General features: G+C 56.6%; 2 protein-coding genes. Both read left to right on the top strand.

What is annotated here, in order from left to right; genetic code table 11:
* The first annotated feature begins 418 nt into the window (after positions 1–418).
* Positions 419–793, top strand: a complete 375-nt coding sequence (locus tag MKP05_RS21085; protein WP_240570110.1) for a MerC family mercury resistance protein — start codon at positions 419–421, stop codon at positions 791–793.
* Between the two features lie 484 nt (positions 794–1,277).
* The gene (locus tag MKP05_RS21080) at positions 1,278–2,081 is read left to right on the top strand and encodes a class I SAM-dependent methyltransferase (RefSeq protein ID WP_240570109.1); all 804 of its coding nucleotides are present in this window, start codon (positions 1,278–1,280) and stop codon (positions 2,079–2,081) included.
* Positions 2,082–2,316 lie beyond the last annotated feature (235 nt).

Raw genomic sequence — 2,316 nt, 5'->3', positions numbered from 1 at the left:
TGAATTACCTGAAAGGGGAGACGCGTTTCAAGGGCGGCATCCGGCGGAAACAGAAGAAAGCGGCGCTGGATGAGACCTATCTGGCAGACATTCTCGCGGTGTAGGTTTTTTCATGCGTTTTCCCTGGGACCTGATCGATGTCGACCGGCAGTGTCAAGAGAATTGCCTGTCAGCCACCGAAAAACGTCATTCGCCACCAGCCGCTCTGGCCGACGACCGTACTTTCCACCCGCATCGGCATCAGAATGGCCATCGTGGCCCAGAACCGCTACTCTGATACTCAGAACTGGTGGTCATTGGGGGATGTCGGTTAAGACCTTGTTCTTTCAGGTTAAACCGATGGGCCAGCCGCTGATGGTGGAGTCGATGTTGGGTTCTGCGAGTGGTGGGGGTGTGCTGTATGCCCGAACGAACGCCAATGAAGATCCGTGCTGGCCGGCAGAGCTTTCTGCCAAGCTTAACTGTCATCGCAGCACTCGTGGTGTGCAAAGGCCTGCTTTACGGAACGGCCTTGCTCGCACTCATAGGTGTCACTGTCGATATTCCACCCGGCCCTTGGTCTGTCGCAGTGGATATTGCTGTCGTAGGCGCGACTATCGCATTTTGGTCCAACCGGCGTCGGCATGGCATGATTTGGCCGACCCTCATTGCGGCTCTGGGCGCCATTCTGGTTATCAGCCGTATGCACGGCCAAGTGCCCGAAGCGCTTGAATGGACTGGACTCAGTTTGCTTGTTGTTGCGGCCCTTCTCGACTGGAGAGCCGGTCGAAAACCGGTGAGCAGAAAGAGGTGATGTAGCTCATTTGATCATCCGGGACCCTACAGCTATGCACAAAGGAAATAAGCCTGCTCCGTCTTTGTGCCCCCTTGACCGGCGCCACAGGACTACAAAGCAGAACAGAGAGACATTTGCGGTGGGGTCACTAGGTTGGGCATTGTCTGCCATGCCACTGGCATCTCTGCGGTAAAGCATCCTCCAGCCCAGCTACCTGATGGGGTATTGGGCAGATTGTCCGTTCTTGCAAGCGAAAAGAAAGAACGAGGAGGGGGACAGATTCGCCTCGCTGAGAGTCCGCTTGTGGCCGTTATGTATAACTATGCATAATGGCCGAACGAGGAATGTTAGTCTATTCTGATGGATGGCTTTCGACCCAAAGCGTCCCTGCCGGGAAAGGCTGCTTGCGTGTTCATCCATGTTATGCATGCATGCGCGATGATTGGTGTTGAACAAATGCTGAACTGTTGGCCTCATCCTACAGGCGAAGAGGGAGATAACCGTGGAAAATTCTGAGCGGAAAGATGTCTGGGCCGCTGGCGACCTCTATGAACCCTATGTGGGGCGCTGGAGCCGACAGGTGGCCAAGGCGTTTTTGGACTGGCTAGCGGTGTCAGAAAAAAAGGCCTGGTTGGATGTCGGGTGTGGAACCGGTGCCTTGACCCAAACCATCATCGAGACTGGAAATCCAAGCTCGGTCATAGGTATAGATTCTTCGCCCGGCTACACCGAGTACGCGAAGACGCGCATCGCGAGTCCATGTGTACGCTTCGAGGTCGGGGACGCTCAGTCACTCCCCATGGATACAGCGAGTCTGGACGCCGCCGTTTCAGGCCTAGTCTTGAACTTCGTGCCGCGGCCGCTCCAGACGGTTGCGGAAATGGCTAGGGTTGTGCGTCCGGGCGCGGTCGTTGCGGCGTATGTCTGGGATTATGCTGGGAAAATGGAGCTGATGCGTTACTTCTGGAATGCGGCGGTTGCCTTGGACGCTTCGGCAATTGACCTCGATGAAGGCCGTCGCTTTCCGATCTGCCAACCGACACCACTTACCGAACTGTTCGCGCAGGCCGGATTGAGCGAAGTCGAGGTATGTCCGATCGATGTCGCCACCGACTTCCGCGATTTCGACGATTATTGGTCCCCATTTCTCGGGGGACAAGGGCCGGCGCCTGGCTACGCAGTGTCGTTGAGCGACGATCGCCGCGCGGTGCTCCGGGAGCGGATTCGATCCGAACTCCCCCTTTCGAAGGATGGGTCTATCCACCTCATTGCCCGTGCATGGGCCGTTCGAGGGCGTAAGCCATAGCGGCGGCCCAACCAGGTGCTCCAGCCGACGTCGCCGCTGACGCGGCAACGCGCCTGAGCTTGGACGTTAAGAATAGGAGTGGAGAGTAGTGTGGCAGAGGTTACTGTTGATCCCCTGATATTCACCGGGCAGCCCTGGAAATGAAGATGGCGGTTGGTATCCTACTGATAAATCAGAGAGTTCCTGGCAGAACCTGATTCAGGAGGACCAACCGCCATGGGTGAAACCCTAACGA

It is taken from the genome of Halomonas flagellata, assembly GCF_022487945.1.
GTDB classification, from domain to species: Bacteria; Pseudomonadota; Gammaproteobacteria; order Pseudomonadales; family Halomonadaceae; genus Halomonas; species Halomonas flagellata.
Note: the sequence above shows the minus strand (reverse complement) of the source record. Positions and strands in the feature narration are given on the sequence as shown.

Excerpts from the sequence above, each read along its gene's own strand:
- MKP05_RS21085 (WP_240570110.1), top strand. The coding sequence starts at position 419 with ATGAAGATCCGTGCTGGCCGGCAGAGCTTTCTGCCAAGCTTAACTGTC.